Source organism: Rhodococcus sp. B50, from assembly GCF_013602415.1.
In the GTDB taxonomy this organism is placed as follows: Bacteria; Actinomycetota; Actinomycetes; order Mycobacteriales; family Mycobacteriaceae; genus Rhodococcus.
The window spans coordinates 1,878,180-1,893,866 of sequence record NZ_WPAG02000002.1 but is presented as its reverse complement, the minus strand read 5'-3'; the positions used below and the strand labels follow the sequence as shown (position 1 = coordinate 1,893,866).

The 15,687-nt window shown below is 68.2% G+C and carries 13 protein-coding genes; 9 read left to right on the top strand and 4 right to left on the bottom strand.

From position 1 onward, the window contains the following. Positions 1 to 63 precede the first annotated feature (63 nt). From GON09_RS09085 to GON09_RS09075, 3 genes are read left to right on the top strand one after another with little or no spacing between them, the layout of a single operon-like run. Complete coding sequence (locus GON09_RS09085; protein WP_213931514.1) at positions 64 to 4,869, top strand: NAD-glutamate dehydrogenase; 4,806 nt, start codon at positions 64 to 66, stop codon at positions 4,867 to 4,869. A gap of 3 nt (positions 4,870 to 4,872) precedes the next feature. Continuing rightward, complete coding sequence (locus GON09_RS09080; protein ID WP_213931513.1) at positions 4,873 to 5,307, top strand: acyl-CoA thioesterase; 435 nt, start codon at positions 4,873 to 4,875, stop codon at positions 5,305 to 5,307. After that, a complete protein-coding gene (locus GON09_RS09075; protein ID WP_374195296.1) occupies positions 5,300 to 5,992 on the top strand; it encodes a hypothetical protein in 693 nt (230 codons plus the stop codon). Before GON09_RS09080 ends, GON09_RS09075 begins: the two co-directional genes overlap by 8 nt. Positions 5,993 to 5,999: 7 nt before the next feature. On the opposite strand, the gene GON09_RS09070 is transcribed toward GON09_RS09075, so the two are convergent. Further along, complete coding sequence (locus GON09_RS09070; protein WP_213931512.1) at positions 6,000 to 7,613, bottom strand: glycoside hydrolase family 13 protein; 1,614 nt, start codon at positions 7,611 to 7,613, stop codon at positions 6,000 to 6,002. An 85-nt stretch (positions 7,614 to 7,698) separates the two neighbouring features. Here GON09_RS09070 and GON09_RS09065 point away from each other — a divergent pair, with 85 nt between their 5' ends. Continuing rightward, positions 7,699 to 8,118, top strand: coding sequence for a cupin domain-containing protein (locus GON09_RS09065; protein WP_213931511.1), 420 nt, complete (start codon positions 7,699 to 7,701; stop codon positions 8,116 to 8,118). 43 nt (positions 8,119 to 8,161) lie between these two features. On the opposite strand, the gene GON09_RS09060 is transcribed toward GON09_RS09065, so the two are convergent. Next, positions 8,162 to 8,554 carry a globin gene (locus GON09_RS09060; RefSeq protein WP_213931510.1) on the bottom strand — a complete coding sequence of 131 codons (393 nt, stop codon included), beginning with the start codon at positions 8,552 to 8,554 and terminating at the stop codon, positions 8,162 to 8,164. Between the two features lie 186 nt (positions 8,555 to 8,740). Between GON09_RS09060 and GON09_RS09055 the strand changes: the two genes are divergently transcribed. From GON09_RS09055 to GON09_RS09045, 3 genes are read left to right on the top strand one after another with little or no spacing between them, the layout of a single operon-like run. Next, complete coding sequence (locus GON09_RS09055) at positions 8,741 to 9,370, top strand: HNH endonuclease (RefSeq protein WP_213931509.1); 630 nt, start codon at positions 8,741 to 8,743, stop codon at positions 9,368 to 9,370. A 59-nt stretch (positions 9,371 to 9,429) separates the two neighbouring features. Then, positions 9,430 to 9,702 carry an aa3-type cytochrome oxidase subunit CtaJ gene (gene ctaJ, locus GON09_RS09050; RefSeq protein WP_016933425.1) on the top strand — a complete coding sequence of 91 codons (273 nt, stop codon included), beginning with the start codon at positions 9,430 to 9,432 and terminating at the stop codon, positions 9,700 to 9,702. Beyond that, the gene (locus tag GON09_RS09045; protein WP_213931508.1) at positions 9,689 to 10,162 is read left to right on the top strand and encodes a DUF5130 domain-containing protein; all 474 of its coding nucleotides are present in this window, start codon (positions 9,689 to 9,691) and stop codon (positions 10,160 to 10,162) included. Before ctaJ ends, GON09_RS09045 begins: the two co-directional genes overlap by 14 nt. 87 nt (positions 10,163 to 10,249) lie before the next feature. Here GON09_RS09045 and pepN read toward each other — a convergent pair whose 3' ends face one another. Both pepN and GON09_RS09035 read right to left on the bottom strand, forming a co-directional pair. Next, a complete protein-coding gene (pepN, locus tag GON09_RS09040; RefSeq protein ID WP_213931507.1) occupies positions 10,250 to 12,832 on the bottom strand; it encodes an aminopeptidase N in 2,583 nt (860 codons plus the stop codon). A 63-nt stretch (positions 12,833 to 12,895) separates the two neighbouring features. Continuing rightward, positions 12,896 to 14,137 carry an NAD(P)/FAD-dependent oxidoreductase gene (locus GON09_RS09035; protein ID WP_213931506.1) on the bottom strand — a complete coding sequence of 414 codons (1,242 nt, stop codon included), beginning with the start codon at positions 14,135 to 14,137 and terminating at the stop codon, positions 12,896 to 12,898. 160 nt (positions 14,138 to 14,297) lie between these two features. Here GON09_RS09035 and GON09_RS09030 point away from each other — a divergent pair, with 160 nt between their 5' ends. After that, entirely contained in the window at positions 14,298 to 14,930 is a 633-nt protein-coding gene (locus tag GON09_RS09030) for a mycothiol-dependent nitroreductase Rv2466c family protein (RefSeq protein WP_374195295.1), read from the top strand. 36 nt (positions 14,931 to 14,966) lie between these two features. After that, positions 14,967 to 15,554, top strand: coding sequence for a GNAT family N-acetyltransferase (locus tag GON09_RS09025; protein ID WP_213931505.1), 588 nt, complete (start codon positions 14,967 to 14,969; stop codon positions 15,552 to 15,554). Positions 15,555 to 15,687: the final 133 nt, after the last annotated feature.

Here is a 15,687-nt window from a genome sequence, read left to right as displayed (position 1 = left end):
GCTCGATCACGAGTCCGTCCGCGGCGCGCGGTGTATCCGCCCGACAGAGCAGGAGGGGTGTCGATGGTCGATCCGGCTGTGGCGCAGAAAAATTCAACGGGCAGCGATGTCTCTCCCGAGGTCGTCCTCGAACGGATCTACGAGCGCTCCGGAGAATTCACGACCGATCCCGGCGCAGCCGCGCTCGAACACGTACACCTCGGCCGTCACCGTGAAGAGGGCACTGCGGTCGTCGGCGTGCGCCGCACCGACACCCTCGGTGTCGCCGTGCAGATCGTCACCGACGACATGCCGTTGCTCGTCGAGTCGGTGCTGGCGTTGCTCTCGCGGCTGGGTGTCTCGGTCGGGGCCGTCATCCACCCGGTCCTGTCGGCGCGACGAACCGCGGCGGGTGACCTCGAACGCCTGGCCGACGAAGGGGGCGGTACCTCCGGTGGAACACCCGAATCGTGGATGCACATCCAGCTGCGCGGACCCGTCGACGACGAGTCGGTCGACGAGATCGAGCACGGACTGCGGCGCGTGCTGTCCGACGTGCGCCAGGTGGCCTCGGACTCGGACGCGATGCACGCCCTGCAGCGCGACATCGCGGACGCGTTCGACGCCCTGGCGGCTCATCCACTCACGCAGTACACGGCCGACGAGCTCGCCGAGACCGCCGCACTGCTGCGATGGCTGAGCGGCGGCAACTTCACCCTCCTCGGCTACCGGCGCTACGACTTCGTCCCCGACGGTGGCGCGAACGTGCGCGCCGCGCCCGTGTCCGGCAGCGGTAGGGGAGTGTTGCGCACCGATGCGGAGGTGGGGGACCCGCTCGACCTGCCCGGTGAGGTCGGCACGGGCCCTCGCCCGCTGCTCGTACTCACCCAGGGGGCCCTTCCCGCCACCGTGCACCGGTCCGTCTACCCGTACTTCGTCGGCGTCGCCCGGCTCGACGCCGACGGCGCGGTCATCGGGGAGGATCGTTTCCTCGGCGTCCTCACGGTGACGGCGCTGCACGAGAACATCCTCGACATCCCTGTGGTGTCGCGTCGCGTGCGTGAGGTCGTCGCGCGGGCGCGGGTCGACCTGTCGTCCTACAGCGGTCAGGCGATGCTCGAGATCATGCAGACGGTGCCGCGCGCGGAGCTGTTCTCCATGGATGCCGACACCCTCTACGAGACCGTCAGCGCCGTGGTCGACATCCGCCGGCAGGTGCGGTTGTTCGTGCGCGTCGACACTTACGGACGGTACATCTCGTGTCTGGTCTACCTGCCGCGCGACCGTTATACGACGAAGGTGCGCGTGGCGATCCAGGACATCCTGCTGCGCGAGTTCGGTGGTGGCGTGCTCGACTACACCGCCCGTGTCTCCGAACGCGACCTGGCGTTGCTGCACGTGACGATCCGGTTCTCCGGGCGCGCGCGTCGCGAGGTGGATACTTCCGAGGACAACCGTCTGCGCATCCAGGCGATGCTCGCGGAGGTGACCCGCAACTGGGCCGATCGCCTCGGGGAAGCAGCCGCCGTCACCGGCGGTCTCGATCCGTTGTCGGTGCAGCGGTACGCCGAGGTCGTGCCCGAGGCGTACAAAGAGGATTTCGATTCCGAACGCGCCCTGTTCGATCTGATGCGTCTCGAAGCGCTCGACTCGGGCGATCTCGACACGCATCTCTACCGGCCCGGGTCGGACGATCCGCTGTCGTTGCGCTTCACCCTGTACGTGGCGGACGAGACGGTCACTCTCGGCCGGATCCTGCCGGTCCTGCAGAGTCTCGGTGTCGAGGTCGTCGACGAGCGGCCGTACCGGTTGCCACGTCCGGACGGAATAGATTGCTGGATCTACGATTTCGGACTCTGCCTGCCCGAGGACATCGAGCCCGACGTCGTCGAGACCGACCCGACACTGGCGGGGCGTCTGACCGAGACCTTCACCGTGGCATGGCGGGGTGCGGTCGAGACCGACCGCTTCAATCAGCTCGTGCTGCGCGCCGGGCTCACCTGGAGACAGGTCGTGCTGCTGCGGGCGTACGCGAAATACTTGCGTCAGACCGAATTCCCATACAGCCAGTACAACATCGAAGGCGTACTGCTCGGTGCCCCGCACACCGCGGCCCTGCTCGCCGGACTGTTCGAGGCCCGGTTCGATCCGGACAGCGCGTCCGCCGAACGTGAACGTGAGATCGTCGACGACATCACCGCGACGATTGCCGAGGTCACCGCGCTGGCTACCGACCGGATCCTCCGGGGTTTGTTCTCACTGATCCGTGCCACGCTCCGCACCAACTTCTACGTGGCCGGCGGAATCGGGGACGAGCACCCGGACGGACGAGCGTTGTCGCTCAAATTCGATCCGCAGCGCATCGCCGAACTGCCCCAGCCACGACCGGCTTTCGAGGTGTTCGTCTACGCCCCGGACGTCGAGGGCGTCCACATGCGGTTCGGTCCCGTCGCCCGCGGTGGTCTGCGCTGGTCCGACCGCCGGGAGGACTTCCGGACCGAAGTGCTCGGTCTGGTCAAGGCGCAGGCCGTGAAGAACGCGGTGATCGTGCCGGTGGGAGCGAAGGGCGGGTTCGTCGTCAAGCACGCTCCGCGTCCGACCGGCGACGCCGACGCCGATCGTCGCGCCGTCCGAGAGCGCGGCCAACGGTGCTATCGGTGTTTCATCGCCGGTCTGCTCGACATCACCGACAATCTCGACGCGGCCCGAAACCAAGCGGTCCCGCCGCGACGGGTCGTGCGCCACGACGAGGACGACCCGTACCTCGTGGTCGCCGCGGACAAGGGCACCGCATCGTTCTCCGACCTCGCGAATTCCGTTGCTGCGGAATATGGTTACTGGCTCGGCGATGCGTTCGCCTCCGGTGGTTCCGCCGGTTACGACCACAAGGAGATGGGCATCACCGCGCGCGGTGCGTGGGAGAGCGTGCGGCGCCACTTCCGCGAACTCGGATCCGACCCGCAGACCGACGATTTCACCGTGGTCGGCATCGGCGACATGAGCGGCGACGTCTTCGGCAACGGCATGCTGCTCAGCCGGCACATCAGGCTCGTTGCGGCGTTCGACCACCGTCACATCTTCCTCGACCCCGACCCCGACCCGCAGCGGTCGTTCGACGAGCGTCGCCGGCTGTTCGAACTGCCCCGGTCGTCGTGGAGGGACTACTCGGAAGAGGTCATCTCGGCAGGAGGTGGGGTGTGGGAGCGGACGGCGAAGTCGGTGCCCGTCGGCCCCGAGGTCCGCGCGGTACTCGACCTGCCCGACGACATCGCCGAACTCCCACCGCCCGAACTGATCCGCGCGATCCTGTGTGCACCGGTCGACCTCCTGTGGAACGGCGGCGTGGGCACCTACGTCAAGGCGTCGACGGAAACCCACGCGGAAGTGGGGGACAAGAGCAACGACGGCGTGCGCGTCGACGGACGAGATCTGCGGGCCCGGGCCGTGGGCGAAGGCGGCAATCTCGGTGTCACGCAACGCGGCCGCATCGAGTTCGCCCGGGCCGGCGGCAAGATCAATACCGATGCGATCGACAACTCGGCCGGTGTCGACAGCTCCGACCGGGAGGTCAACATCAAGATCCTGCTCGACGCCATGGTCACCGCCGGTGAACTCGCGGCGGAGGACCGCAATCCGCTGCTCGCGTCGATGACCGACGACGTCGCCGATCTCGTTCTCGCCGACAATATCTCGCAGAACGCCGTGCTCGGCCTGGAGCGGACCGTCGCACCGTCCCTGTTGGGGGTGCATCGTCGGTTGCTCGCAGCCCTCGAACTGGATCGGGGACTCGACCGCGATCTCGAGGCGCTGCCCGACGAGGCCGAGTTCGACCGCCGCGCAGCCGCTGGGGAGGGATTGACGTCGCCGGAGCTGTCGCAGCTCCTCGCTCACGTCAAACTCGCCCTGGTCGACGACCTGCTCGCCACGGATCTGCCCGACAGCGAGACCTTCGCGGCGATCCTGCCCGACTATTTCCCGCCGGCTCTGCGTGAGCGGTTCCGCACCGGGATCCGGGCGCACCCGCTGCGCCGCCAGATCGTCGCGACCCTGCTGGCGAACACCACCGTCGACAACGGTGGCCCCAGCTACGTCTACCGACTCGCCGAGGAGGCCGGGGCGACGGCGACCGACGCCATCCGCGCCTACGCCGCCGTCACCACCGTCTTCGGGTTGCCGGGACTGTGGGACGAGATCCGGGCCGCGGGGTTGCCCGTCGACATCGAGGACGATCTGCTGCTCGAATCCCGCCGGGTCCTCGACCGGGCGTCGCGTCGACTCCTCGCCACACGACCGCAACCCCTCGCCGTCGGCGCCGAGATCAGCCGCTACCGCGACGCCTTCGCCCGTCTGGCCCCGCGGGTCGGGAAGTGGATGCGCGGACACCATGCCGAGGACTTCGAGCGTCGCACCCGTCCCCTCCTCGAGCGGGGAGCACCGGAGGAGCTGACAGGCGTCGTCTTCCGGCTTCTCGACCAGTTCCCGCTGCTCGACGTCATCGACATCGCCGACATCGAGCAGCGCGACGAAGCCGAGGTCGCCGACCTCTACTACGCCCTCGACGCGCATCTCGGCGTCGACCGCCTGCTCACCGCGGTCTCCGGCCTCGAACGGGGCGACCGCTGGCACTCGCTGGCACGACTCGCGCTGCGCGACGACCTGTACGGATCGCTGCGTTCACTCGTTCTCGACGTGCTGGCCGGCGCCGAACCCGGGGAATCGACCGAGGAGATGATCGAGGACTGGGAGTCGTCCAACGGATCCAAACTCGTGCGTGCGAGGGCGGCGCTCGACGAGATCTTCGCGTCTGGAAGTCTGGACCTCGCCACCCTGTCGGTGGCGGCGCGACAGATCAGGGGCATGGTGCGCACGGGCGCATCCGATCGGAGGTAACGAGTGAGCGGTGCGGGCGAACAGTTCGGTTTCCACACCGAGGTGATGGTGCGGTGGTCCGATATGGACGTCTTCCAGCACATCAACCACGCACGGATGGTCACGCTCCTCGAAGAAGCGCGGATCCCGTGGTTGTTCGCCGATGGTCGCCCCACCCGTGACCTGCGCGAGGGGGCCGTCATCGCCGATCTCCACGTCCGCTACCGAGGCCAGTTGCGCCACGACGACGGTCCGCTCGACGTGCTGATGTGGACGGAGAAGGTACGCGCGGTCGACTTCACGATCGGTTACGAGGTGCGGCCGAGCGGTGCCCCGGTCGATTCGGCGCCGGCCGTGGTCGCGTCCACCCAGATCGCGGCGTTCGACATCGAGACCCAGCGCCTGCGCCGGCTCACCGAGGCCGAGCGCCAGTTCCTGCGGCAGTGGCAACGTGACTGACGAGACCCGACATGCCGAGCGTCTCCTGAGGCTCGACGGCCCCGACGACAGCGTCGATCTCGCTGCCTTCCTCGCGCGGGCCGCGCGTCTCGACGAGGCCGCCGTGGTGCGGTTGCGCCGCCGTGACGACGGGCTGCTCGGGGTGTGGACCCGCACCGGGTTCGAGGTACTCGCGGGCCGCGTCGTCCGCGGAACCGTGGCTCCGGCCGACACCTGCGTCGCCGCCGAATCGCTGCGGGCCACGCTCCTCGCCGGCTCCGAACCCCGCACGGAGGTCGATCCGGGCTGGGCGATGGATTCCGCGTGGCGCGGCGCGTTGCCGCCCGACGACGGTTACGTCCACGTCGACGACGTGCCGGCGCGGGTACTCGTCGAACTCGCCCAGCGCGGTGTCGCGCTCACCCGCGAGCACGGTGCGCAGGGACCCCCGGCGTCGTTGCTGGCCCAGGAGGTTCTCGAGGTGAGCGGTACCGGAACGACGGTAGGCGTGCCGATGCGCATGGTGTTCGCGCTCGGTGCGATGGGTTTCGTGCCCGGTGCCGGTCGCGACACCGTCGACTCGGCCGGCATCGACCCTGCCGAGGTGGTCCGGGTCCGTGCGTCCGCCACATGGATGCGCCTCGACGCCCGTTACGGTTCGGTGTACCTGCGGCGCGGCGGTGGGCTCGGTCTGAGCGTCCTCTGAGGGGTCGTCACACCAGCCAGGCGGCGGTATCCGGTGGCAGTTCGCGTCCGGTGAGCGTCCTGCTCGCGAGCAGCACCTCACCGGGCGGCAGTTCGACCGCGACGTCGCCGGCGTTGAGCACGCACGTCAGGCCACCGGGGCGACGGAACGCCAGGCATCCTGCCGGGCTTCCGTACCAGGCGACGTCGTTGCCTTCGAACTCCGTTCGTTCCTTACGGATCTCGATCGACCGGCGGTACAGCGAGAGCGTCGAGTCCATGTCCTCGAGTTGTGCCTCCACGGTCAGCGCCGACCATTCCGGAGGTTGTGGTAGCCATGCGGACTGCGCGGAGGTGAACCCGAACGGTGGCGCCCCGCCCTCCCAGGGCAGCGGCACGCGGCACCCGTCGCGTCCGCGTTCGGTACGCCCGGATCGTTCCCACACCGGATCCTGCAGCACCTCGTCGGGCAGGTCGACGTTCGGCAGTCCCAGTTCGGCGCCGTTGTAGACGAACACCGCTCCCGGGAGAGCGAGGGCGACGAGGATCATCGCGCGTGCTCGTGCCGTCCCGACCTCTCCGTCTCCGTAGCGGGTGACCTCGCGGTCCACGTCGTGGTTCGACAGGGTCCACGTCGGTGAGGCCTGCACCGACGTCACCGCGGCCAGGCCTTTCTCTACGGCGTCGCGGATGGCGTCGGCGTCCCAGTCCGACAGCGTGAGATGGAAGTCGAAGGCGAGGTGGAGTTCGTCCGGTCGCAGGTACTCGGCGAACCGTTCGTGGTCGTCGACCCAGATCTCACCGATCGCCACCGCGCCCGGGTACTCGTCGAAGACCCGCCGGAGCCGGCGGTGGATGTCGTGGACCTCGGGATTGTTGAATCGCGGGTCGGCGGGGGAGTGTCCGAGCAGTTCGTTGGTCTCCCACCCGTCATGATCGGGCAGGTCTGCCGGCTTGGCCATGCCGTGGGCGACGTCGATCCGGAAACCGTCCACGCCCCGGTCCAGCCAGAACCGCAGGGTCTTGCCGAGATCTTCGACTACCTCCTCGTCGTCCCAGTTGAGGTCGGGTTGCCCGGGTGCGAACACGTGCAGATACCACTGACCCGGCGTGCCGTCGGGTTCGGTGATGCGGGTCCAGGCAGGACCACCGAAGACGCTCGGCCAGTTGTTCGGTGGTGCGCTGCCGTCCGGACCCCGGCCGTCCCGGAAATGGAACCGCCGACGTTCGCGGCTGCCCGGACCTGCCTCGAGCGCTGCCCGGAACCATCGATGTTCGACGCTGACATGGTTGGGTACGAGGTCCATCACCACCCGGATCCCGCGCGCATGGGCGTCGGCGACCAGCGCCTCGAGATCGGCAAGATCCCCGAACAGCGGGTCGATGTCGCGGGGGTCGGACACGTCGTAGCCGTGGTCGGCCATCGGCGAACGCATCACCGGGTTGAGCCAGATCGCGTCGATTCCGAGGAGTTCGAGATAACCGAGACGGCTGCGCACCCCCGCCAGATCCCCGATGCCGTCACCGTTCGTGTCGGCGAACGACCGGGGATAGACCTGGTAGAAGACCGCACTGCGCCACCACGGCGCCGTCGGGTCGGGGCGTCCGGAGATCCGGGCTGCGGGGTGGGACACGGAAGTCATCGTGTCAGACGGTAGGGCGAAAGACAGGGCGAACGGCGCCCGTGACCGTTCCGTCCGGACCGGCTCGCATGATAGGACGAACGGCATGAATACGACATCGATCGTCGCGGTCCGGCTGGACGATGTGGAATTGCGTGACGACCCGATCGATCCTTCATGGATCCGCGAGGGCGCGCCGGAGGCGCGCAGTGGTCAGTGGGCGACCAGCGCCGACCGCACCACCACCACGCATGTGTGGGACTGCACCGCCGGCCGCTTCGACTGGCATTTCGGTGTCGACGAGATCGTCCACATCGTGGAGGGCTCGGTGATCGTCTCGTCCGCCGACTCCGAACCCCGCACGCTGCGGGCCGGGGACGCGGCGCTCTTCCGCGCCGGGACCACCGCGCTGTGGGAGGTCCCCGAGTACGTGCGCAAGCACGCCGTCCTACGTCGCCACCTGTCGCCCGTGGCGCGGTTCACCCAGCGGGTCGAGGACCGCCTGCGGCGGATACTGGGTCGCTGACCTGGCCCGGCTACCGTCAGATAGGCGAGTTCGTCACCGAGCCTCAGATAGGCGAGTTCATCATCGAATCGGCGGCCATGTTCATGTAGTCGACGAGTTGGCGACGATGCTCGTCGTCGAGTGTCGTCTCCTCGATCGACGCGATCGCGGTGTGCATGCATCGCAACCAGGCGTCGCGTTCGAGCGGCCCGATCCGGAAGGGATGATGACGCATGCGCAGTCGCGGGTGCCCCCGCTCCTCCGAGTAGGTGCGCGGACCGCCCCAGTACTGCTCCAGGAACATCCGCATGCGCCGCTCGGCCGGACCGAGATCCTCCTCGGGGTACAGAGGCCGGACGACCTCGTCCCGTGCAACCTCTTCGTAGAACCGCGCCGTGAGCCGACGGAATGTCTCGGCGCCGCCGACCGCGTCGTAGAAGGTCTGCTCGTCACTCATCTGTATTCGTTCACCGTCCCTCTCGACCGTCCATTGTGCCCGCTCCCGAGCCCACACCGCCCGACGAGCCGGGTCCGGCGAGATCGCCACCGGATGTTCACCGGCCCGACCTGGACCGGTCCGTTGATTCCGGGTGCGATTCGAAGGCATCCGTGGTCCACTGTTCCCAGTCTTTTCGGAGGTCGCATGAAGCACAGCAGCAGCTCGCATCGACAACTCCCGCCCGCGGACGCCCCTGCAGGGGTGCCGGGGGCCACCACACTGCGCATGGTGCACGACAGCACCGCGACGGTACCCGACTGGTTGAAACGTCGAGTGTTGCTGCTCAACGCCACCTACGAGCCGCTCACCGCCCTGCCTGCCCGCAGGGCCGTGGTCCTGATGACCGGGGGCAAGGCCGATACCGTGCACGACGATCCGCTCGCGCCGCTCGTGCGGTCGGCCGAATGGTCCGTGCAATTACCGTCCGTGATCCGTCTGCGCAACTACGTGCGCGTTCCGTATCATGCGCGGGTGCCGCTCACCCGGGCCGCGCTCATGCATCGCGACCGGAACCGGTGTGCCTACTGCGGGGGCAAAGCCGAGACGATCGACCACGTGGTGCCACGCAGTCGCGGCGGCGAGCACACCTGGGAGAACTGCGTCGCGTGCTGCGCGCCGTGCAACCACCGCAAGGCCGACAAGCTGCTCACCGAACTCGGGTGGGCCCTGCGTGTGGTACCGAATCCGCCGAAGGGCCGGCACTGGCGTCTGCTCGCCACCCTGCCCGAATTGCATCCCACCTGGTTGCCGTATCTGGGAGAGGGCGCGGCCTGATCGGGCCGTTCTCCGGGGCGTATGAGGCCTTTCGGGCTCGGCTGGGCTAACGTTTGGCTGTGAGCATTCTCGAGACAACCCTGATCTTCGTCGGCATCCCGCTGCTGATCGTCTTGGTCTTCGGTGGGCTGTCCTTCGTCATGAGCAAGTACCCGGGGTCCACCCCGTCGGACGACCCGTACACGCTCGACCGGAAATGGGAGCACGAGCCGCTCCTGTGGACCGCGACCGACGAATCGACCCATCCCTGGAAATACCCGCATCATGGTCACGGTCATGCCGCTCTGACCTCGGCGGAGCTGATCGGAGGTACCGCAAGTGGCAAGTGGTGACGTGATCCAGCGTCCGGTCGTCGTGCCGGAGAACCTGCCGCACGGTGCGGCACTCACCGCGAGCGGACGAATCTCCGCGGTGCGCGGTCTCGGCCAGGCGTTCACGGGTGCGCCGTTCAAGGACCGCGACCTCATCACCCTCGACGACACGCTCACGCACGCCGTGCGGATCACCAATGTGCGCTTCACGGTGTACATCGGTGACGACGCGAATCCGGCCGCGGCGACCGACGCTCTGCTTCCGACGACGCCGGATGCCGAGAACTCGGTCCTCGTCGCCGTCTTCCCGAACCAGCGGAGCATCGAAGTCCGCTCGGGCCGCACCGCCGCCGATCGCGCCACCGACCGGGTGCTGCAGCTCGGCGTGACCGCGGCCGTGTCGTCGTTCGGTCAGGGGAACCTGCTCGACGGCATTACCAGCGCCGTCCGCGTCATCGCGAACGCCATGGTCGCTCCCTAGTCCGGAGCCCACGACCCGACGTGGCCCGCTGCCCTCCGCGAAGGAGAGGCAGCGGGCCACTGTCGTCAGTGAAGAACTACCCCTGTGTCAGGACGCGTCGAAGGCGCGCGCCTTCAACGAGCGCACGATGCCCGCGCGACCCTCGACGACGAGCCGGCGCAGGGCCGGCGGATGGTCGCCGGCGAGGAACTCGTCGGCCGCCGCCACCGACTGCTCACTGATCGACCACGACGGGTAGAGGCCGATCACGACGGTCTGCGCGACCTCGCTCGAGCGGCGCTCCCATACTCCCGGCACCTCGGCGAAGTACCGCGCCACGTACGGCTCGAGGAGTTCGCCCTGACCGGCCGGCGCGAAACCGCCGATCACGGAGCGTGCCGTGATGTTCGGGACGCTGTCGTCGTGCACGACCGTCTGCCACACCTGTTCCTTGACCGCCTCCTGCGGACGTGCCGCGCGGGCGGCGGCCGCCTGGCGGGCACCCGCGGCAGTCGGGTCGCGTTCGGCCTCCGCGTCGATGAACGGCGACTCGACGCCCTCGGCGTCGACCTCACCCGCCGCGGCGAGGGCCTGGACGATCCGCCAGCGCAGATCGGTGTCCACCGTGAGCCCCGGCAGGCCGACCGTGGCCGGATCGGCGCCGAGCAGTTCTTCGAGCACCTCGGTGTGCCAGGGCGACAGGTAGGCGGTGGTCAGCGCGTTGACGAAGGCGAGCTGATGGTCGGAACCCGGCGCGGATTCGCGGGCCAGCTCGAGCAGCCGGTTGGCGAAGTCCGACTGGCCGTGCTCTGCCGCCCAGGACGGGTCGGCGTAGCTCTCCAGCGCGGTGTGCGCCTGCATGAGCAGACGCTGGACGACACCGACCTCGGTTTCGGCGGCGATACCCCGCTGTACGAGGGCGACGAAATCCCGCGCCTTCATCTCGGCCTGACGGGTCATCTCCCATGCCGCCGACCACACCAGGGTGCGGGGGAGGGACTCGGCGATGTCGCCGACCCGGTCGATGACGGTCGCGAGGGACACCTCGTCGAGACGCACCGAGCAGTAGGTCAGGTCGTCGTCGTTGACGAGGACGAACGCGCCGCGCGGCACACCGATCAGGTCGGGGACCTCGGTGCGGTCGGCGGCATCGACGTCGATCTCCACGCGGTGCGTGCGGACGAGCTTGCCGGAGCCGTCGTCGTCGTACACACCGATCGCGAGCCGGTGCACGCGGAACTCACCGGCACCGGGCTGCGCGCCTTCCTGCACCACTGCGAATCGCGTGAAATGTCCCTGGTCGTCGACCTCGAAGTCCGGTCGGAGGATGTTCAGTCCGGTGGTCTTGAGCCACTGGGCGCCCCAATCCGACAGGTCGCGGCCGGAGGCCTTCTCGAGCGCCGCGAGCAGATCGTCGAAGGTGGCGTTGCCGTAGGCGTGGTCGCGGAAGTATTCGCGCAGACCGGCGAGGAAGGGCTCCTGTCCGACATAGGCGACGAGCTGCTTGAGCACCGACGCGCCCTTGGCGTAGGTGATGCCGTCGAAATTGACCTCTACGGCGGCGAGGTCGGGGATATCGGCGGCGATCGGGTGCGTCGACGGCAGCTGGTCCTGTCGGTACGCCCACGACTTCTCCACGTTCGCGAAGGTCGTCCACGCGTTGGTGTACTCGGTGGCCGAGGCCTGGCACAGCACCGACGCGAAGGTCGCGAACGACTCGTTGAGCCACAGGTCGTCCCACCAGCGCATGGTGACGAGGTCGCCGAACCACATGTGCGCCATCTCGTGCAGGACGGTCTCGGCTCGCCGCTCGTAGGAGTACCGGGTGACCTTGGACCGGAAGACGTAGTCCTCCAGGAAGGTCACTGCACCGGCATTCTCCATCGCCCCGGCGTTGAACTCGGGCACGAACAGCTGGTCGTATTTGCCGAAGGCGTAGGGGAGACCGAAGTTGGCGTGGTAGAAGCCGAAGCCCTGCTTGGTCTCGGTGAACAGCCGGTCGGCGTCCATGTACTCGGCCAGTGATGCGCGGCAGAAGATCCGCAGTGGGATGGTGCCGTGCTCGTCGGTGTACTCGTCGGACCACACCGCGTACGGACCGGCGATCAGCGCGACGAGATAGGTGCTCATCCGCGGCGTGGTACGGAAGATGTGGAGACCCGGCTGCGCGGCCGCCGTCTGCACCGTGTCGGCATTGGAGATCACGGTCCAGTCCTGCGCCGCAGTGACCTTCAGATCGAAGGTGGCCTTGAGGTCGGGCTGGTCGAAGCACGCGAACATCCGCTTCGCGTCGGCCGTTTCGAACTGCGAGTACAGGTACACCGCGTCGTCGGTGGGGTCGACGAACCGGTGCAGACCTTCGCCGGTGTTCGTGTACATGCAGTCGGCGTCGACGACGAGTTCGTTGTGGGCGGCGAGCCCGGCGAGGGCGATGCCGCTCTCCTCGGAGTATCCGGACACGTCCACGGGTTCGCCGTTGAGCGTCGCCGAGTGCACGGTCTTCGCGATGAGGTCGATGAACGTCGAGGCACCCTCGGTGGCATCGAAGCGCACGGTGGTCACCGACCGGAACGTCGTGGTACCCGGCGCGCCGGCACCGTCGGTGAGATCCAGTTCGATGCTGTAGTTGTCGACGGACAGAATCGCGGCCCGTTCGGCGGCCTGCTCGCGGGTCAGATTCGGTGGTGCCACGGGAGAACTCCTTCTCACGACGGAATGTCGGTCGGCGTCCATCCCATCATGATCGACGGGCCCTCACGGAGCGACGTCGGACAACGGCACAGTGGTGTCCGCCAGACGGTCGACGTCGACGGGCCGGCCGGAGGTGACCAGACCGCGGATGTCGTCGCCGGCATCCCAGATGTTCATGTTCATCCCCGCCTGCACCCGCTGCTCGTCGTCGAGCCAGAACGCGAGGAACTGCAGGCCGGTGACGTCGCCGCGGGTGACCACCCGCGCATCGGGTGGGGCGAGTCCGACGTATTCCATGCCCAGGTCGTACTGGTCGGTGAAGAAGTAGGGCAGACGGTCGTAGACCGCCTCGCGTCCGAGCATCGTCGCGGCCGCGACGGCCGGCTGGTTCAGGGCGTTCGCCCAGTGTTCGACCCGTACCCGGGTGCGAAGGAGCGGATGGTCCACCGATGCGATGTCGCCGACCGCGACGATGTCCGGATCGCTCGTTCGCAGCGACGCGTCGACGAGCACGCCGTTGTCGACCGCGAGCCCGGCGTCGCGGGCGAGGTCGATGTTCGGTCGCGCACCGACCGCGACGAGCACGGCGTCGGCGGGCACGACACTGTCGTCGCCGAACCGGATTCCGCTCGCGCGGCCGTCGTACGCGACGATCTCGCGCACCGAGGTGCTCGTGCGCAGATCGACGCCGTGTGCGCGGTGCAGGTCGGCGAAGACCGCTCCCATCTCCTCCCCGAGCGCCCCGAGCAGCGGCTGCTTCGCGGCCTCCGCGATCACGACGCCTGCACCTCGTCCGCGGGCGTTCGCAGCGATCTCCATGCCGATCCATCCGGCCCCGATCACGGCCAACCATCCCGCGTGGTCGGTCTCGCCCTGGATCGCGGTGAGTAGCGCATCGGAATCCTCGACGGTGCGCAGGGTGTACACGCGCTCGGCATCGGCGCCGGGTATCGGAACAGTCCGGGGCGACGACCCGGTTGCGAGAGCGAGCTTGTCGTAGTGCAACGTCGACCCGTCGGGCAACGTCACCGTGTGCGCGGCCGGGTCGATCGCGGTGACGGTCGTGCCGAGAAGCAGTTCGATGCGGTGGTCGCGGTACCAGTCGCCGTCGTGCACCGTGAAATCGGCGAGTCGCTTACGTCCCGCGAAGTAGTCCTTCGACAAGGGCGGTCGCTCGTAGGGCAGATGTTCTTCCGCGCCGATGAGCAGGATGCGCCCGGAGAAGTCGCGAGCGCGCAGTTCCTCGGCGAGCTTGGCGCCGGCCAGACCCGCGCCGACGATCAGAAACGTCTCCTCACCCGACATCGTGGTGCCTCCACTGTGATGCGTGCCGGACCTGCTTCCCGCGTCCGACGTTACGGCCCCCGCCCGCACTACGGCCCGGTTCAGGAAGAATCGTCCACGGAGCCGTGTTGAACATGCTTGTAGTTGTCCGGCCCCGTACGAACTCTTGTGAGGAGATCTCTTGAGCGACCTGACTGCCGCGTCCTCGACCGGCAAGGACACCGCCGACTTCTGGTTCGACCCGCTGTGCCCGTGGTGCTGGATCACCTCGCGCTGGATCCTCGAGGTCACGAAGGTGCGCGACATCGACGCGCGTTTCCACGTCATGAGCCTGGCCGTACTGAACGAGGGGCGCGACCTGCCGGAGGAGTACGCCGAGCTGATGACGAAGGCGTGGGGCCCGGTGCGCGTGGCGATCGCCGCGGCACAGAAGTACGGCGACGACATCCTTGCTCCGCTGTACACGGCGATGGGCACCCGCATCCACAACGAGGGCAACAAGGACTTCGCGGACGTGATCGCCGCGTCGCTCGCCGAACTCGACCTCGACGCCTCGCTGGCCGAGGCCGCCGACAGCGACGCCTACGACGAGGCTCTGCGCAAGAGCCACCACGCCGGCATGGACAAGGTGGGCCAGGACGTCGGTACCCCCACCATCCACGTCAACGGCATCGCATTCTTCGGCCCCGTCCTCTCGAAGATCCCGCGCGGCGAAGAGGCCGGAAGGGTGTGGGACGGCGTGGTCGCCCTCGCGTCCTACCCGCACTTCTTCGAACTCAAGCGCAGCCGCGACGAGGAGCCCGATTTCTCCTGACGGAGCGGAGCGTGGCGCTCGGTAGAGTGCCGGGCCATGTCGAACGATCATGTGGTCCGGCCGGCGACGGTGCACGATGTCGAGAAGGCGACGGCAACGCTCGGACGAGCGTTCCGCGACTATCCCTTCACCCGATACACCGTCGACGGCCGGGACCATGAGGCCCGGGTCCGCGACCTGCAGGGGCTCTTCCTCGCCGAGATCGGCATGCGGTGCGGCGAGGTGTGGGTGTCCGACGACGTCGACGCGGTGGCGGTGTGGACGACACCCGGCTCCACGGGGCTCGAGGAGGCGTTCGCGTCCGTCGCCGATCGGGTGACAGAACTGCGTGGCGATCGTACCCGCGCCGCCGAACTGGCCGAGCAGGCCACCGCAGAACTGCAGCCGAGCGAACCCGTATGGTTCCTGGCCACGGTAGGCGTCGAGCCCGCCTCGCAAGGTCGCGGCCTGGGACGGGCCGTCCTCGAACCCGGACTCCGCGCGGCCGATCGGCAGGGGGTCGCGGCCTGCCTGGAGACTTCCTCGGAGACGAACGTCGCTCTCTACGAACGGCTCGGATTCGTCGTTACCGGTGTCGTGGAGCTGCCGGACGACGGCCCGAAGGTCTGGGCGATGCGGCGCTGAGTCCGTCGGTACTGCAGAGTCGTCGGTACTGCAGAGTCGATCCGCGCGTCGTACAGACTTGTGCGCACCCCGAATTCAATTCTCGGCCTCGGCCCGAAGGCGGACTACCGTTCTCACCATGGCTGTTCCTTGT